The organism is Streptomyces actinomycinicus (assembly GCF_016741775.1).
GTDB classification, from domain to species: Bacteria; Actinomycetota; Actinomycetes; order Streptomycetales; family Streptomycetaceae; genus Streptomyces; species Streptomyces actinomycinicus.
In genome coordinates, this window is the sequence record NZ_JAERRK010000007.1 from 420,338 (window position 1) to 437,497 (window position 17,160).

11 protein-coding genes and 1 pseudogene are annotated in these 17,160 nt (G+C 69.1%); 8 read left to right on the plus strand and 4 right to left on the minus strand.

Annotated features, from left to right (window positions below; genetic code table 11):
- Positions 1-211: 211 nt before the first annotated feature.
- Positions 212-1,231 carry a glycoside hydrolase family 6 protein gene (locus tag JK359_RS17700; protein WP_201836611.1) on the plus strand — a complete coding sequence of 340 codons (1,020 nt, stop codon included), beginning with the start codon at positions 212-214 and terminating at the stop codon, positions 1,229-1,231.
- A gap of 18 nt (positions 1,232-1,249) precedes the next feature.
- Here JK359_RS17700 and glxA read toward each other — a convergent pair whose 3' ends face one another.
- The 3 genes from glxA to JK359_RS17715 all read right to left on the minus strand — a co-directional run bounded on the left by glxA (position 1,250) and on the right by JK359_RS17715 (position 7,970).
- Complete coding sequence (gene glxA / locus JK359_RS17705; protein ID WP_201836612.1) at positions 1,250-3,187, minus strand: radical copper oxidase GlxA; 1,938 nt, start codon at positions 3,185-3,187, stop codon at positions 1,250-1,252.
- Positions 3,184-5,097 (minus strand): glycosyltransferase family 2 protein, encoded by a 1,914-nt coding sequence (locus JK359_RS17710; protein WP_201836613.1) that lies wholly within the window; start codon positions 5,095-5,097, stop codon positions 3,184-3,186. The genes glxA and JK359_RS17710 overlap by 4 nt, the downstream gene beginning before the upstream one ends.
- 314 nt (positions 5,098-5,411) lie before the next feature.
- The gene (locus JK359_RS17715) at positions 5,412-7,970 is read right to left on the minus strand and encodes a SpoIIE family protein phosphatase (RefSeq protein WP_201836614.1); all 2,559 of its coding nucleotides are present in this window, start codon (positions 7,968-7,970) and stop codon (positions 5,412-5,414) included.
- A gap of 822 nt (positions 7,971-8,792) precedes the next feature.
- Here JK359_RS17715 and JK359_RS17720 point away from each other — a divergent pair.
- From JK359_RS17720 to JK359_RS17735, 4 genes are all read left to right on the plus strand, one after another.
- Positions 8,793-9,983, plus strand: a complete 1,191-nt coding sequence (locus JK359_RS17720; RefSeq protein WP_307788158.1) for an ABC transporter substrate-binding protein — start codon at positions 8,793-8,795, stop codon at positions 9,981-9,983.
- 93 nt (positions 9,984-10,076) lie between these two features.
- Positions 10,077-11,036, plus strand: a complete 960-nt coding sequence (locus JK359_RS17725) for a carbohydrate ABC transporter permease (protein ID WP_307788159.1) — start codon at positions 10,077-10,079, stop codon at positions 11,034-11,036.
- 50 nt (positions 11,037-11,086) lie between these two features.
- Entirely contained in the window at positions 11,087-11,905 is an 819-nt protein-coding gene (locus tag JK359_RS17730) for a carbohydrate ABC transporter permease (protein WP_201836696.1), read from the plus strand.
- 158 nt (positions 11,906-12,063) lie between these two features.
- Complete coding sequence (locus tag JK359_RS17735; RefSeq protein ID WP_201836616.1) at positions 12,064-12,942, plus strand: helix-turn-helix transcriptional regulator; 879 nt, start codon at positions 12,064-12,066, stop codon at positions 12,940-12,942.
- A 164-nt stretch (positions 12,943-13,106) separates the two neighbouring features.
- On the opposite strand, the gene JK359_RS17740 is transcribed toward JK359_RS17735, so the two are convergent.
- Positions 13,107-15,026 (minus strand): phosphodiester glycosidase family protein, encoded by a 1,920-nt coding sequence (locus tag JK359_RS17740; protein ID WP_201836618.1) that lies wholly within the window; start codon positions 15,024-15,026, stop codon positions 13,107-13,109.
- A gap of 323 nt (positions 15,027-15,349) precedes the next feature.
- Between JK359_RS17740 and JK359_RS17745 the strand changes: the two are divergent.
- The 3 genes and pseudogenes from JK359_RS17745 to JK359_RS17750 all read left to right on the plus strand — a co-directional run.
- A pseudogene (locus tag JK359_RS17745) lies at positions 15,350-16,204 on the plus strand (alkaline phosphatase family protein); the annotation flags it as partial.
- Between the two features lie 36 nt (positions 16,205-16,240).
- Positions 16,241-16,495 (plus strand): carbohydrate-binding protein, encoded by a 255-nt coding sequence (locus tag JK359_RS40415; protein WP_372445423.1) that lies wholly within the window; start codon positions 16,241-16,243, stop codon positions 16,493-16,495.
- Between the two features lie 292 nt (positions 16,496-16,787).
- The coding region (locus JK359_RS17750) for a trypsin-like serine protease (RefSeq protein WP_201836622.1) at positions 16,788-17,160 on the plus strand (373 nt) is incomplete at its 3' end.

A 17,160-nucleotide genomic window follows, 5' to 3' on the forward strand; every position in this document is an offset into this window, starting at 1 on the left:
CAGGTAACGATCCGGGAAAGCGCCGGGACGGCTTCCACCCCCATATCCTCATCCGATGCGGCGAGCCGCCGCGTGCGGCCGGCCCGTGTCCGCCAGTCGCGCGAGGGCACGTCCTCGTCAGCGGCACGTCCTCGTCAGCGGCACGTCCTCGTGAGCGGCACGAACGACACGCACGTTCTGGATCAGCACACGGCACCCGGAGGGGAAGCGCATGGTGGGCATCGGAGGGGACCGGACTTCGGCGCGAACGCGGGCGTCCGCGGTGATGCTGGGGGCCGCACTGGTGCTCGCCGGGTGCTCCTCGGGGGGCGGGACGGGCGAGCCGGGTACCGGCAACGCCCGACAGCCCGCGTCCGAAGGACGGTTCTGGGTGAACCCGGACGGTAGCGCGGCCCGCCAGGTGGCCGCCTACGAGAAGGCGGGCAAGAGTGCCGAGGCCGCGCAGATCCGGAAGATCGCCGGGCAGCCCACGGGGCAGTGGATCGGCGTGGAGAACGCGGAGAGCGAGGCCCGCGGCATCACCGAGGCGGCCGCGGCGTCCGGCCGCACGGCGCTGCTCGTCCTCTACAACATCCCGCACCGCGACTGCGGCCAGTACTCGCGGGGCGGCGTGGCCGGAGGCAGCGCCTACCGTGCCTGGATCGACGCCGTCGCGCGGGGCATCGGAGACCGCCGCACCCTGGTCGTCCTCGAACCCGACGCCGTGCTCCACGCCGTGGACGAGTGCATCACCGCCCCCCTGCGCGGGGAACGCTACGACCTCCTCGAGGACGCCGTCACCAAACTCAAGTCCCTGAAGGGCACCGAGGTCTACCTGGACGCGGGCAACCCCGGCTGGGGCCGCCCCGAACAGCTCCGCGAGCCGCTCCAGCGGGCAGGCATCGGCCGGGCCGACGGCTTCTCCGTCAATGTCTCCAACTTCTTCTCCACCGAGGACTCCATCGCCTACGGCAAGCAGCTGTCGGCCGAGGTGGGGAACAAGCACTTCGTCATCGACACCAGCAGGAACGGCAACGGGCCGTACACCGAGGGCGATCCGGCCCAGCGGTGGTGCAACCCGCCCGGCCGGGCCCTCGGTGAGGTCCCGACCACGAAGACGGCCGACCCCCTGGTGGACGCGTACCTGTGGGTCAAGCGCCCCGGGGAGTCGGACGGCACCTGCAAGGGCGGCCCCCCGGCGGGCCGGTGGTGGGCCGGCTATGCGCTCGCCCTTGCCAGGAACACCAGGTGACGCGACCGCGGTGAGCGGCTACGGGACCTTGACCCACTGAGCCTTCGAGGGCGTGCCCCGGCCGTCGGCTATGAACAGCATGTACCAGCCGGACGGCACCAGGTTGCGGTTCTCGGGGACGGTGACCGTGATCCGGTCACCCGAGTTCGTGAAGTCCAGGGCGACGGACCGCTGATCGACGTCCGTCACATGCGTCGAGGCGCTCGGCCGGATCAGCCGTACCTTCTCGATGCTCGACGCCTGCCGCGAGGTGAACGTCCCGTAGCCGCCGCGGGCGATCGTCTGCGGCCCTCCGCCGAGGTCCGGCCTCGGGCCCCGGTACAGATACGGAGGTGTGTAGATCTCGATCCGCTGCTCGAACTTCCCGGGCCGGGTGTTCTCCTTGTCGCCGTACAGCGAGTCGGAGCCGAAGAACATCACCCTCCCGTCCGGCAGCAGAATCGATCCGGAGTGGTAGTTCCGTCCGACCAGCGGATCGGCGACCCGGGTGAGGCTGTTGCTGCCCGGGTGGTAGAGGCGCGCCTGGAGGATGTCGGAGCCACCGCGGCCCCGGTAGTCCTCGGAGCCGCCCGACACCAGCACCGTGTCGTCCGGCAGGATCGAGGTCTGCGGATACCGGGTCCCTTTCGCCAGCAGGGGCCCGTCGACGAAGCGCGGGTGCTTCGCCTTCAGGTCGATCAGGCGGGTCTTCCTGCTCGCCGCCTTCGACTCGCCGACCCCGCCGCCGCCGATCACCAGGAACCTCTGGTCCTGGGCCGGTGGCAGCAGCACCGTCCCGGACGTCTCCATCCGGGTGGAGTCGCCGAGCCCGGGCACCTCGGTGAACTTGTTGCTGCCGACGTCCCAGATCCCCGGCTTCCGGCCCACGTCGGCCGGCCCGTACCCGGCGTTCGAACCCGAGTAGAAGACCTTGCCGTTCAGCATCAGGAACAACGCCGGGTAGGTCGGGAACTGCCGGGTCTTCCCGGTGTACGCCCATGTACGGGTCCTGGGGTCGAAGACCTCGTTCTTGCCCGGCACCAGTTGACCGATGTCGTCCAGACCGGAGACGCTGAGGACCTTGCCGTCCGAGAGGGTCGTGAGCGTCGGGTACCAGCGGGCCTCGCTCATCGGGTCGACCTTGATGTAACGCTCCGCGACCGGGTCGAACTCGTAGGCGTCGCGGATGCCCTGGAAGTCCTTCTTGTCGAGGGCGAGTTTCTGCGCGATGCCGTACGTGTTGCGTGCGTCGGTGCCGGTGAGATCCCGGATCCGGTAGTTGTCCTGGGTGCCGGTCTCGTACGCGGTGCCGCTCTTGCGGGCCTCGACGTAGACGCGGCCCAGACCCGGGTCGTTGCGCAGGAAGGCACCGGTGGCCCGGTCGAATACCTTCTTCGCCCGCGGGACGAGCACGGGGTCCTTGGACACGAACGTCTTGCCGTTGGCTTTGCCGGTGAACTCGGTGCCCGCGGGCAGTGTGATCGGCTTGTCGGGGTTCTCGTTGTGGACGATCATCAGGCCGCCGGCCTTGGTCACGTCCCCTTTGAGCTTCTCGTACCGTTTGGTCCCGCCCGCGATCAGCAGACTGCCGTCGGCGAGCTGGGTGTGGCCGGTACAGAAGAGGTCGCTGGGCGTCGGGACCTTCTTGATCGTGCCCTTGACCGGGTCCCAGATCCGGGTGTCGAACTTCTTCGCGTCGAAGTTGGCCTGGTTGTTGCCCGAGCCCGCGATCAGCAGCACCTTGCCGGTGTGCAGAAGTGCTGCGTGAATGGTGTCCTGACGGTACTCCGGGGGGAACTCCATGATCTCCCAGCGGCCGTTGGCCGCCTTGTACTCGGGCCTGTTGATCTTGTACTCGTGGTACTCCGCCGTCCCGAAGCGGTACAGCCACGGTCCGTTCATCCCGGCCAGCGCGAGTACCACGGCCGCGGCCAGCGCGGGTCGACGCGGACGGCGGCGGCCGGCCTGCTGCTTCATCCCTTGTGTCCCCTCGGTCCGCCGACGGCGATCTGCACGGTCTGCGTGTCCAGCGGCTCCGGCACGGCCGGAGCCGGTGCGGCTCCGCCCCTGACCGCGGCATGGCGGCGCCTCTTCTTCGGCCGCCGTGACTCGTGGCGCCAGACGAAGAGGGGGAACGCCGTGATGAGCATGGCGAAGGCGGCCCAGGTGAGCATCGCCGGATGGGAGTGCCCGAGGACGAGTCCGGCGACGACGGAGCCGCCGAAGACGGCGATGAAGTACCAGTGGTACCGGAAGGTGGCGAACCAGGTGTCCGGACTTGCCGAGTCTCCCTTGGGAGTCACCACGAACCTGCTCTTGCGGCGCAGCAGCGAGTCGATCAGCGCCTTGGCGTACAGCGGCGCGGACAGGGCCGACATCACCATGCCGGCCACGCCACCGGAGCCCTGCGGTTCGTGCGGCGAGACGTTGTGCCGCCGGTTCCAGACGTACAGGCCGATCTGGAGCGAGGAGGCGTTGCCGTACAGCATCAGCCACACGGTCGGGTCGATGTTCACACCCGAGGCGCCCAGGCCCAGGAAGAGCAGGCAACTCGCCGCCGCCAGAATCCAGTTGAGGGCGGACATCGGGTAAAAGATGATCATCATCGTGTAGTTGAAGAGCTTGCCCGGCGGCAGCGAGTACCAGCCCTTCCAGTACTGCTTGAGGATCGTCTCGTACGTTCCGCGTGACCAGCGCATCTGCTGGGTGAAGAAGTCCGTCCAGGCGGCGGGGCCCTCACCGACCGCGAGTACGTCCGGGGTGTACACGGACTTCCACTTGCGGCCGGTGGCCGGGTTCCTCGCCCGGTGCATCTCGAACCCGGTGGCCATGTCCTCGGTGATCGAGTCGTACAGCCCGCCGATCTGCCGGATCGCCTTGATGCGTACGGCGTTCGACGTGCCCACGAACATGGGGGCGCCGTATCTGTTGCCGGCACGCTGGATCAGGGCGTGGAAGAGGAACTGCTGGGACTCGGCCGCCTTGGTGACGAAGTTGTCGTAGTTGCCGTAGACCTGCGGGCCGATGACGAAACCGACGTCCGGGTCGCGGAAGTAACCGAGCATCCGCTCCAGGTAGTTGGGCAACGGGACGTGGTCGGTGTCGACCGAGGCGAAGAAGTCGTAACCGTCACCGTGCGCGTCCAGCCAGGCGTTGTAGTTGCCGTGCTTGGTCCTGGCGCGGTGCGGGCCCTTGGACCGGTTCCAGCGGGCGACGCCCTTGCGGGAGAAGTGGTGCACGCCGAGCCGGGCGCAGACCTCCTTGACGGCCGGGTCGTCACCCTCGTCCAGCAGCCATAGGTGCAGCGTGCCCCTGTGCCGCAGCTTCACGGCCGCCTGCAGTGTCTTCGTGACCATCTCCAGCGGCTCCTTGCCGGGCACGAAGGAGGTGAGGAAGGCGACACGGGTGCCGGTCTCGGGCACGACGGGGACCGGGTCGCGGGCGACGAGGGTGGCGTGTGCGTTCGACAGCACGTTCAGGCAGCGGAAGAACTCGATCAGGCCTATGGAGACCAGCATCACGGTGTCCAAGGCCGGCAGGAAGTCGTAGGCCGGGTAGTCGCGTCGGGTCCAGTGCTCGGGCTGGAGCAGCCAGAACAGCAGGACCAGGGAGAGTACCGGGGCCGCGCCCAGGATGAGTGCGGCGCGTATCCGGTGCGGCTCCTGCGAGAGCAGCGAGCGGTATCGCACGCGGTACGGCTCGCCCGGGCGGGGCTGGGTGAGGGGTCCCGCCAGCCGGCTGTAGTGCTCGTAGTCGTACTTCGGCGGTCTGTTCCCGGCCCGCCGGGACTGGCTGGTCCGGTGCGGGACCACCCGGAGCCGGATCGTCTCCGACGGGTCGGTGCCGCGTTCCCGGCTCTGCCGGGGGCCCGCCGGCGTCGGTCTCATGAGTCGTTCCCCCACACGCGGGCCACCGGGTACGCGTCCCGGACGGACGGCAGCCGCATGGGCCGCAGACATGTGATGGTGCGGTTGAACAACTTCACGTGAATCCCTTTCAGGGTCGGCTGCCTTTCGGCGCTCACGCCTGGTGGCGCATCCCCTGAAACGTAGATCCAATCGCCGTTACCATCCCGGCGGGCGATTGAACTTCGCACCGGGATTCAGAATTCCGTCGTCGAATTCATCCCCTGAGCACAATCCGGCACACCGCGGTCCGGTGGCTGGCACAAGGCCCCGGCCGCATTCGCTTCGGACGATTCTCACGCCGCGGTGGGCCACGCCTGCTGGCCGGGCGGCAGTGCCTGCTCGGTCCAGATCGTCTTGCCGCTGGGCGTGTAGCGCGTGCCCCACCGCTGAACCAGCTGCGCGACGATGAACAGGCCCCGTCCGCCTTCGTCGTAGGTGGCGGCATGACGCAGATGGGGGGAGGTGTGCCCGCTGTCCGACACCTCGCATATGAAGGTACGGTCCCGGATCAGCCGCAGTTGTATCGGCGCGGAGGCATGCCGCAGGGCGTTGGTGACGAGTTCACTGATCACCAGACCGGTGGTGAAGGCCAGTTCCTCCAAGCCCCACTTCTCCAGTTGCTGGTCCGCATGGGTCCGCGCCAGGCCGACCGATGCGGGCCGGGCGGGCAGCTCCCAGACGGCGACTTGCTCCGCGTCCAGCAGCCGGGTGCGTACGAGCAGCATCGTGACGTCGTCCCTGGCCGGCTCACCGGCGTGCAGGCCCGCCAAGGTCTGGTCGCACAGGCCCTCAAGTGGTCGCGCGGGGCCGCCCAGGACCCGGGCCAGCTGTTCGAGGCCCACATCGATGTCCTGTTCCCGCGATTCCACCAGCCCGTCGGTGTACAGGGCCAGCAGGCTGCCGTGGGCCAGGCTGATCTCCGTGTTCTCGAACGGGAGGCCGCCCAGCCCCAGCGGCGGCCCGGGCGGCAGGTCCGGAAAGCTGACCACACCCGTGCGGGGATCCACGACGGCCGGTGGCAGATGGCCCGCGCTGGCGACGCTGCACAGACCGCTGACCGGATCGTAGATCGCGTACAGGCAGGTCGCCCCGACCGCGTCGTCATAGACCTGCTGGCCCTCCTGACCTGACCGCGCGTCCGCGCCCGTGTCGCTCCACCCGCCCGGGGCGCCGGCCCCGCCCGCGCGGGCGGAGGTCCGCGTCCCCCGGTCGGCGCCCCAGTCGGCGCCGTCCATGGTCTGCCCGACCAGGTCGTCGAGCCGGCTCAGCAGCTCGCCGGGGGCCAGGTCCAGCCGGGCCAGGGCCCGCACCGTGGTACGCAGGCGCCCCATCGTGGCCGCGGCGCGCAGACCGTGACCGACGACGTCTCCCACCACCAGCCCCACCCTGGTTCCGGACAACGGGATCACGTCGAACCAGTCACCCCCGACGCCGACCTGACTCTCCGCCGGCAGGTACCGGCAGGCCACTTCCAGCGCGCTCTGGGCGGGCAGACGGTGTGGCAGCAGGGTGCGCTGGAGTGTCACCGCCGCCTTGCGCTCCCTCGTATAGCGGCGGGCGTTGTCGAGGCAGACCGCGGTGTGCCTCACCAGCTCGTCACCCGTGGTGCGCTCGTCCGCGTCGAACGGGAACGACGTGTGCTCGCGCAGGAAGGTGACGATGCCCATGGTGACTCCACGGGCGCGCAGCGGCATCACCAGACACAGCGGCGCCGCGGCACCGGGTGCGGCGGATCGCCTGCCGGACACCCCTGCCCCGCTCCTCTCCAGTACGAGTTCGCCGGTGGCGAGGCAGACGGCCTGCGGTGACCCCGGCGCGTACCAGACCGGGTGGCCGCAGGACGGAGCGGCGAAGCGGTCCTCGCCCGCCCCGTCCCGGCCGCCGACGCGACCACGCCTGGCCACGCGCATCAGGGGCTGGCGCACGCTTCCCGCCGTGGGCTCCTCGCCGTCCAGGACCACCGACACCAGATCCACCATGATCTCGTCGCAGAACCCGGGCACGGCCACATCGGCGAGTTGCCCTGCGGTCTCCTCGACGCTGAGCGTGGCGCCGATCCGCCTCCCGGCCAGCGCCATCAGCGTCAGCCGCTGCTGTGCTCGATAGCGGTCGGTGATGTCGTAGGCGTCCTCACATACCCCGAGGGTGTTCCCGCGCCCGTCCAGCAGGCGGTAGTAGGAGCACGACCAGACGTGGTCCACTTGCGCCTCCGCGGGTGGCCGTGCGCGGAAGTGCAGGTCTATGACGGGCTCTCCGGTGTTCAGCACCCGCCGCATGACTTCCCACAGTGTCGGCCCGTATCCCTCCGTCAGCACCTCGCCCACGCCGTACAGGTCCTCGGAGGTCTTGCCGACGTATTCCGACAGCGGTGCCCCGACCTCCTGGTCGGACGCCGCGTTCGCCCAGGCCAGCCGCAGCTCGGCGTCGTAGATCGCAAGACCGATCGGGGACTGGGTGGCCAGGCCGTGCAGCATGGCCTGGCCGGCCTCCCAGACCTGCTCCTCCTGAAGACCCGCGGCGGCCAGCACCCACGCCGGCCGTGCTTCGCCTTGGTCGACCGGACACACGGTGACGGCCACTTGCTCGGCGTGACCGTCGCGGTGCCGCACCGTGAGGACCTCACTGAACGTCTTCCGTGCCCCGATGTCGTCCGCCGGTACCGCTCTGGGGACGGCGAGCAGGCTCGCCCCCGTGCGTCCGATCACCTCGTCCGGTGGGTAGCCGAGCAGCTGCTGTGCGGCGGGGCTCCAGCCGATCACCACGCCACGAGCATCCAGGACCGCCGTAGCCGCCCTGGTCAGGGCGAGCGGCCCACCGATGTCGAAAGCGCTGACCGTATTCTTCGGACCCATCACGCACTCAACCTGATCTCGTCCATCTCCCACCATCCGCCCCCGGCGAGGCCGGCACAACCCGGGCGGGCTCGGCCCGCCACGGCCGCGCCGGCCTGCCGGCCGTGGCCGCGCCGGGCCTGACCGCCTCATCCGGTCGTCGGCGTGAGGGGACCGCAGCGTGCCGTGGCCGCATGCGCCGGACCAGCCGGGGCGAGGGCACGCCGGGTCCTGCGCCCAGCGGAGCGCGGGGCACGGGGCAGGCCCGTGCTCGTGGCCCGCGCCGCACGCACGATTGTGCGCGGACGCGGAAACATCCCTGAGTTCTTGTCAGATTGCGACGAGAACAGGGTTGTTTTCCGGCATGGACATCCGGCGTCGTTAGAGTCGGCTTCACCGCTCGCCCCACCGATTCGGGGCTCCCCCACACATGCCCGGTCGACTGGGGCGAGCGGCATGTCGTCGCTCGGTGACGTGCGCCTGCGGTCCCGGGATCGGTCGAACGGAAATCGTCCACTATTGACATGGACCTGCAATTTTGTGCGCCGGATACGGACTCCCGCCGCGACTCGCAGACGAAGAGACGTATTGGTCGCCAGATATGGCCACGAATTCCAGCGGTCTGCCATAGTCCCCCGCACCAGCGAGTGCATCCGCGCCGCCAGGACGCCGAAACGGCGGCGGGATGCCCGGTCATGCGCTGATCTCTGTCTTTCAGTCTGCCGAAGTCGAGGAGAAGTCATGAAAAAGGCGTGTTGTCGCGTGGCGGGTGCGGTCGGCACGGCCGTGCTCGTACTCGCTGGGTGCTCGGCCGGATCGGGTACCGACCATGCCGACGGCCCGGTGACCATCACGTTCTGGGGCTGGGCCGGCGGATATGCGGACGCCGTGAAGGCGTTCGACAAGGCGCATCCCGACATCAAGGTCGACTATCAGGAAGTGCTTCCCGGCGCCAAGGGCGGCTATCAGAAGATGCTGAACGCGGTACAGGCCGACAACGCACCCTGTCTCGCCCAGGTGGGTTACGAGTCCTTGCCGAGCTTCGCCGCCCAGGGCGCCTTGCAAGATGTCGCGCGGTATGCGAATGCGGACAAGGGAGACTTCCAGCCTGCGGCTTGGCGGTCGGTCACGCTCGGCGACGCGGTCTACGGCGCGCCGGTCGACACGGGCCCCATGGCGATGTTCTACAACAAGAAGGTCTTCGCCTCCCTCGGTCTGAAACCCGCGACCACTTGGGCCGAGTACAAGGCACAGGCCAAGAAGATCCATGCTTCGAAGCCGGGCAGGTACATCTCCTCGCCCTACCTGAACTACGACTACGCGGGACTGGCGTGGCAGGCCGGCGCAGGATGGTTCGCCACCGAAGGCGACGCCTGGAAAGTCACCATGGGTTCCAGGGCGAACAAGAAGGTCGCGGACTACTGGCAGGGTCTCGCGGACGACGGTCTGATCGGAAAGGCACCCATGTACGACCAGTCCTGGTACACCGGACTGGGCAACGGGAACATCGCCACCGTCATCGGTGCCGTCTGGCAGGCGGGTGTCATCAAGGGCGGCGCGAAGGACGGGGCGGGCGACTGGGCCGTGGCGCCCCTGCCCCAGTGGAAGCCCGGTGAGAACCGGGTGGGGAACGCCGGCGGATCGGCCACCGCAGTCCTCAAGGGATGCAAGTCCCCCGAAGCCGCCTGGGAATTCGCGCACTGGCTGAGCACCGACAAGAAGGCGTACGGCGGCCTGGTCACCAAGGCGGCGCTGTACCCGGCCGCGACCGAACTGCTCAGCCTCCCGCAACTCAACCGCGGTGACCCGTACTTCGGGGGCCAGAACATCTACAAGGTCTTCGCCGAGGCGGCCCCGAAGGTCGGCACCGGCTGGAGCTGGGGCCCGGTGATGACGAAGACCGTCGCCGACCTGGACGACGGGCTCGGCAAGGCCTGGGCAGGCAAGGGCGGCACCATCGGCGACGCGCTGCGCACCGCGCAGGAGAAGACACTTGCCGAAATGAAGAGCCAGGGCCTGAAGACCAGCCAATAGCCGACAGGAGCAGCCGACGGCCCATCACAGGTGCGGGCCGGTCCGAGGGGCCGGTCCGCACCGGCTGCGCGGCTGCGTGGAGAAAGAGATTTCGTGATCACACGCAGCACTGCGGCAGGATACGCCGCCAGAGCCCGTCATCGACGGCCACCGCCCCGGGGAAAGAGGGACATCGCGCTGAACAAGCGCAGCCTGTTCCTGTTCTGCGGACCGTTCGCGGCGCTCTTCGTCGCGATGTACGTCGCGCCCATCGTCTACGCGGCCGTGAGCAGCCTCTACGTCGTGAAACGGAGCGGGCTCGGGCTGGCGCCGCCCACCCGCACCTTCGAACCGTTCAGCAACTTCGCTCATGCGTTCGGAGACAAGGACTTCGTCGCCGCCCTGGAACGCGTGGCGTTGTTCGCCGTCGTCCAGGTCCCCCTCATGCTCCTGCTCGCGCTGGGCCTCGCGCTGCTCATCGACGCCCGCTCCGCCCGCGGCAAGGGCTTCTTCCGGCTCGCGGCCTTCATGCCCTACGCGATCCCGGGCGTCAGCGCCGCACTGATCTGGTCCTTCATGTACTCGCCGGACTCGAGCCCGCTGAACGGACTTCTGGAGCCGGCGGGAATCAGCATTCCCTTCTTCGACGACGATGTCGTCCTGTGGTCCGTGGCCAACATAGTCACCTGGAGCTGGACCGGCTACAACATGATCGTCATCTACGCCGCGCTCCAGGCCATACCGCGCGAGGTCCTGGAAGCCGCCAAGATGGACGGCGCCTCGGCCTTGCGCATCGCGTGGAGCATCAAGGTTCCGGCGGTCAGGAGCGCGCTCGTGCTCACGGCGGTCTTCTCCATCATCGGTTCGGCCCAGCTCTTCAACGAACCGGCGGTACTGCAGCCCATCTCCAGCGGCGCGGTCTCGTCGGCCTTCACACCGATCATGTCGGCCCAAGCCGCAGTGACCGCCGGCAACTACCCTTACGCGGCAGCGCAGTCGGTCGTTCTCGCCGCGGTGGTGGGGCTGCTCTCGTTCGTCTTCTTCAAGCTGACCCGCAGGGGTGAGCCACGGTGACCGCGAAGAGAGGGACGCCGCCCCCGCCGAGCAGGCTCGAGACGACGGCGATGAGCCGTGGTGTCGTCAGCGGGCTCCTCCTGGTCTCGACCGTCTACTTCCTCTTCCCGCTCTGGTGGCTCGTGGTGTCAGCCACCAAACCGTTCGGAAGACAGTTCAGCGGCAACGGCCTGTGGTTCGAAGGCTTCGGCCTGCTCGACAACCTCACCCGGCTGTCCGCGCAGAACGACGGCATCTTCTGGCGCTGGATGCTCAACAGCCTCCTGTACTGCGGTGTCGGAGCGGCGGCGGGAACCCTGCTGTCCGCCACGGCGGGCTACACACTGGCCAAGTACCGGTTCCGCGGACGCGCCGCCCTGTTCGGAGCGGTCCTCGCCGCCGTGCTGGTGCCGAAGATCCTCTTCACGCTGCCGCTCTACCTCATGTTCTCGGGCATCGGCCTGATCAACAACCCGCTCGCCGTCCTGCTGCCGGGCATGGTGAGCCCCTTCGGGGTCTACATCGCCCGGATCTTCGCGGAGCAGTCCCTGCCCGACGACATCATCGAGGCGGGCCGGATGGACGGCGCGAGTGAGACCCGGATCCTTCGCAGCATCTGCTTCCCGACGATGCTCCCGGTGCTCGTGACGATCTTCCTCTTCCAGTTCGTCGAGATCTGGAGCAACTACCTCCTGCCTGCCATGGTCCTCACCGACGACCGGCTGCAACCGGTGTCCGTCGGGCTGGTCGGCTGGAACGCCAGTCACATCGCGGTACCACGACCGCTGGTGATCACCGGGTCGCTCGTCTCCGTGATCCCGCTGGTCGTCGTCTTCATCGCCCTGCAGCGGTTCTGGCGCTCGGGCATGACCGCAGGGGCGGTGAAGTGACCGCGCGCCCCGGCCGGCCCGCGCCGCGTCCGGCGGTCGGGCAAGAGCGGGGGCGCGCACCGGAACGCGTCGAACTGTCCCGGGGCGGTCATGGCCCCGGGGCCGTTCGGCTTCCCGTCCCCCACGGACGCGCAAGGAACGGCGGGTACGACACCTGGATGCGCTACTTCACGCCCAGTCCGCTGCATGAGCGCCTGGGCCTGGTGTGCCTGGGGGTCGGCATCCAGCAGGGCGTGCTGCCCGCCGTGGGCCCGCGGACCCTGGACCATCACGTCGCCGTGCTCGTCACCGTCGGCACCGGCTGGTACCAGACGCCCGACCGACGCCGCACCACCGTCACCGCGCCGAGCCTCATCTGGCTCACCCCGGGCGCTCCGCACCACTACGCATCCGATCCGGAGACCGGCTGGGACGAGGTGTTCGTCGACTTCACCGGACCGGCCACCGCCGCCTACACCCAGCTCGGCTACATCGAGCCGGACCGCCCGGTGGTCCCTCTCACCGATGCGTCCGCGTGCCACGCCACGATGGCCCGCATCGCCCGGGCGGCCCGCCGCGACAGCTCCCTGCTCGAAGTCGAGACGGCGGCCTTCGTCCACGAGCTGCTCGTGAACCTGCGCCTCGCCCGTGCCGACACGAACGCGGCCGGTGTCCCCGTCCTGGACGCCCTGGCCCGAGACGCCTGCCTGCCCCTCACGGTCGCCCAGCATGCCGCCCGACACGGCATGACCCCCGCCGAACTGCGTGCCGTCGTACGCCGGCACACCGGTCGCAGCACCAAGGACCACCTCCTGTCCCTGCGCCTGGGCCGCGCCCGGGAACTCCTGGTCCGCACCGACCTGCCCATTGCCGCGATCGCCCGCCGCGTGGGCTTCGACGACCCCGCCTACTTCTCCCGCCTCTTCACCCGGCGCGTCGGCCTCGCCCCCATCCGCTACCGCGAACGGCAGGGCCGCACGGTGCCGCGCGACTCGAGCACCCTCGTCCCGGCCCGAGTGGAGGGCGGGGGCGGCTCCCCTCCGTGCGGGAGCTGCTGACAGGCTCTCAGGGATGCGGTGGTTGCACTGGAGCGTCCGTGCACAGCCGTTCGCCCTCACCGCGCGGGACGGCGAGGGCGAACGGCAGCGGTCAGCAAGGGGACGGCGAGGCGAGGGCGAGCGGCAGCGGTCAGCAGGGGGACGGCGAGGGCGAGCGGCAGCGGTCAGCAGGGATTCTGGGCTTCCCAGACTGCGTAGGCGCCTGGCTCCTCTCCCGCTCCGATCCACCACTTGGCGCGCCACACCATGCTCTTGTGCGAGACCGCTTCCCCGCCTTGATACGCACGCGTGCCGTCCCAGGGTGGTGCCGTGCACGTGCCCGCGGGAACGGGGCCGGCCGCGGGAGGCATGGACGGGGCGGCGGAGACCGGACCGGCCGCGGGAGGTGTGGACGGGGCGGTGGAGACGGAGCCGGCCGCGGGAGGTGTGGACGGGGCGGCGGAGACCGGAGGCGTGGACGGGGCTGGAGGGCTCGGCGGGGCTGGGCGAGTGCCGTTCGAGGCGGCTTGCTCCCCGGCGATGAGGAGCAGCGCATCTCCGATGGGGCGTTCCGAGCCGTCGGAGGGAGTGTTGACCAGTCTTCCCTTCACCGCCATCGTGGTGGACCCCCCTCCGTCGAGGTTGACCGCCTGCCGTGCGCCCAGCGTCCGCATCAGTTCCGCCGCCTCGAGAAGGCTCAGTCCGTCGCTGATGCCCGGCTTGCGGCCGTTGGAGGTCACGAGCAGCACACGGCCCTGGGCGTCGACACCGAGAAGCGTGCGGGGAGCGGCCTTGAGTGCGTAGGTATAGGCCAGGCTGATCTCCTCGGGCTTGTCACCGCCGTAGTTCAGCGCGATGCGACCGTCGCGGAGCAACTGTGGTGCACCGCTGATGATGTCGTCGTCCTTTCCGAGCGGGACCTCATGGTGCTCCTCGTCGAAGATCTTGCTCTGGACGGACAGTACGGAGCCCTGCACGGCGTGACCGCGCAGCCAGGTCTCACCGGTTCCTATGCCGGCCAGCACGCTGCCTCCCTGGGGTACCTCGCCGCCCCGTGCGCGAAGCTCCGTCACCCGTCCAGAACCGTTGAGGACGGCCTCCACGCCTGCTCCGCCAGGCGTCTTCCGCCCCAACTCGTCCGTGAACCGGACGATTTCATCGGTGCGTGAACAGGATTCGTTGACCGTGGTCAGGGCGCGCTGGATCTGGGGCGGATGGCAGTTCCGGTCCGTCCCCGGCAGTCGGTTGATGCCGTTCACCGGGCTTGACTCGCTTCCGGACCGGACCCGGGTCTCGGTGGTCAGGTTCTTGAACTCGACGCCGAGCCCGTTGCCGCGAAGGATCGCAGCCACCCGCCCCTGCACCGCCGCGCTCTGCAGTTCGCCGTTGTACGCGGCGATGCCGACCGGCCCGCCTTCGATTCCGCGCGGGTCGTTCGGCATGGTGAAGAAGCTGCCGTTGGTGCCGACCAGGACCTTCCCCTGCTGCCCGGCCGTGGTGAGGTCGCGTTCGGCTGCTGCCGCCCTGTCGGTGACCTTCGCCGGACCGCTGACGGTGGCGCCGTGACTTGCCGTGAGAGACCCGGTGAAACGCTTCGGATCGATGAGCACCACCTGGACTTCCGTCCGCCCGCCTCCCAGGGCGCCGTCCGCTCCCGTCCACTCGACGGATGTCCTGAATCCGGCGAGCTTCTTCTGCTCGGCTCGCGCCTCCTCCGCCGTGGTGTACCTGCCGACCCGCACCCGTGTGCCGGCGAGCCCCGAGCGGTCTCCTTCCTCGGGCCACTCGATGGGTTCCGCACGGTAGGGGACGTTCCTCTCCTTGAGTTTCTGCACCGCCGCGGTGAGCGACTTCAGGGAGTGCAGATCCCCGATGTCCCCCTTTACCGTCACGGTCCAGTAGTCGACTCCGTTGTTGTCGTCGAAGACGCCTTCATACAGGTCGGCTCCATCGTCCACCGAGGTGTGCTTCCAGCCGGCCAGAGCGGCGGGCACCCCGGTGCCGGGCTCGTCACCGAATACCTGGCCGGCCACGCACACGGAACCGACGAGCGCTGTGGCGACGGCAGCTGTTCTCAGGCGTGTGCCCGTGTTCTTCGTACCCATGAGCACTCCTCTGCGGGGGAAGGGGGCCCGAGTCGGGGAAGTGCCGGGATGCCGGACACCGGACGGCGACTCGTGCGCGGACCGCGGATCCACAAATGAATCCGCGTTCCCCCATCTGCACCCGAACTCGGCACGAGGTCAAACGCCTGTTGCCGATGTGCGTCCGCTCCGCCTTCCTCTTGTTCCGCCTCACACAATTTCGGCCGGAACTGCCTCACGCACGGCAAACACCGTGCAAAGAGCCGGGATGAACCATCGGTGTCCGCCTCTGCAGCACGTGAGTCGCCCGCGGAGCCCGCGGCCAATCGACCAGGAGAGAATGCATGCGCAAGTCCACCGTCCTTGCAATCACCGCGCTGTGCGGGTCGTTGGCAGGGTTGCTGATCGCGAACGCCCAAGCGGACGAGGGCAGCCCGAAGACGGGTCTTCCGAGCCCTGACCACGTCGTCGTGGCAGTCTTCGAGAACCACGCGTACTCCCAGATCCTCGGCAGCCGTGACGCGCCCTACTTCAACGAACTGGCCAAGGACGGAGCAGAACTGACCCAGTCCTACGCGATCACCCATCCCAGTCAACCGAATTACTTCGCGATGTTTTCGGGCAGCACCCAGAAGATCACGGACGACAGCTGCTATTCCCCCGGCTTCAGCACGGAACCCAACCTCGCCTCCGAACTCATCGCCGCGGGAAAGACCTGGGGGAGTTACAACGAGGGGTTGCCCGAGGAAGGCGACACGACCTGTCAACAAGGCCGCTACGCACGGAAGCACAACCCCTGGTTCGCCTTCAGCAACGTGCCCACGACCACCGCCCACACCCTCGACGACTTCCCCACGGACTTCACCCGGCTCCCGCAGGTCTCCTTCGTGGTCCCGGACCTGTGCAACGACATGCACGACTGCTCGGTCACCACGGGCGACGGGTGGCTGAAGGAGAAACTCGGCGCCTACGCCGCGTGGGCCAAGACCCACAACAGTCTGCTCGTCGTCACGTTCGACGAGGACAACCGGCTGGCCGGCAACCGGATACCCACGATTGTTTACGGCGAGCCCGTCGAAGCGGGCAGTACGTCGGACACCACGTACAACCACTACGACCTGCTGCGCACCATCGAGGACATGTACGGCCTCGACCACGCGGGGAGCGCTGCCGACGCCGCCGGCATCACCGGCATATGGAATACGCGCGGTCCAGCCCCGGCGCCCGCCACCATCGTGCCCGGCACGCCGTCCGGGGGAACTTCGCCCGGGACGCCGGGCTCGGGCGGCACATCGTCCGGGAACAGCGGCGGCCCGATCGGCGGGAGCGGCATCTGTGCCACACCGGCGTGGGTTCAAGAAACGATCTACACCAGCGGGAATGTGGTCTCCCGCAACGGCCGCGTGTGGAGAGCCAAGTGGTGGACCAGGGGCAATGAGCCCGGAGGACCCACGGCGTACGGCGCCTGGGAGGACGAGGGCGCGTGCTGAGAGCACCGCGCAGCTGCGCGCCGCAGGTGCCGGGGTCGGCGTTGCGTCGGTTCTTGTCATTCGCATGAGACGACTCAGCCTGACTTGCGCACCGCGATGCGCCGAACGCCTCCCGCGCGGGACGTCGCGTCCGGGGCTGCCTCTTCCACGGCACCCATCATCACCGGCTACCGCGAACGGCCATGGCCACCGCGCCCGGGACGGCCGGGGGCGCGGCGCGCCGGCTCGGCCGGGGCGCCTCCCACGAGTCGTCGGTCCCTCGCAGCTCAGCCGGCAGTCCAAGGGAGGAATCATGTCGCGCAGTCGACGCGGAATCATCGCCGGCCTGGTGACAGGCATTGCGGCGATCACATCGTTGTCCGGTGCGGTCTATGCGATCGAGGGAGGTCAGGAGGCCACCGCGGACAACGCGCCCGCGGGAATGGTCCAGGTCAGCTCCGGTGGCGCCCTGTGCGGTGGGACGGTCATCCAGGCCAGGTGGGTGCTCACCGCCGCTCACTGCGTGCGAGGGGACGCGGCGCACACGACGGTGCGCACCGGCAGCCGGGAACTGAACCGGGGAACTGCGCTGGCAGTGTCCGCCACGCACACCGAGCCAGGCGCCGACATGGCGCTGCTGGAGCTGAAGGGCGAGGCAGCCGCCGTGCCCGTGCCGCTGGCCGACA